This is a genomic window from [Flexibacter] sp. ATCC 35208, from assembly GCF_001975825.1.
Taxonomy (GTDB): domain Bacteria; phylum Bacteroidota; class Bacteroidia; order Chitinophagales; family Chitinophagaceae; genus Chitinophaga.
The window spans coordinates 1-475 of the sequence record NZ_MTKN01000289.1 but is presented as its reverse complement, the minus strand read 5'-3'; the positions used below and the strand labels follow the sequence as shown (position 1 = coordinate 475).

The 475-nt window shown below is 47.2% G+C and carries 1 protein-coding gene; it reads left to right on the top strand.

All coding sequences use genetic code 11. The features are described 5' to 3' along the window. Nucleotides 1-475: hypothetical protein (locus tag BW716_RS37405; RefSeq protein WP_179091440.1), on the top strand; the 475-nt coding region annotated here is incomplete at both ends.

Genomic DNA, 475 nt, shown 5'->3' with positions numbered 1-475 from the left:
ATGTTTATTATGGTAGCCGTGCTGAAACCCAGACCGGCACACAGGTGAATCTTCGCTCCGGAGGTACTGTTGCAGCATTTGCTCCTTTCTGGAAAGTCAGTAATAAAAAGTGGGTGGCACAAAAGGATACTACCCGTTGGGTATGGAATAGTCAGACAACCTTGTTCAATCGTAAAGGGTTGGAACTGGAAAATAAAGATCCCCTTGGCAGGTACAATGCAGGGTTGTATGGTTATCAGGATGCCATGATCATTGCGGCCACGCAGAATGCGCGCTATCGGGAAGCAACCTATGAAGGATTTGAAGATTACTTCTATGGCGTACCTGCCTGTGATGAGGTGTGTAGTGCTGGCAGGAACCTGGATTTCTCAGGGTATAAAACCTTGATGACAACCAGTCAGCATCATACCGGCAAATATAGTTTGCAGGTACCTGCTGATTCAGTGATCAGTATCAGTGCGACAGTGGTTGCTGC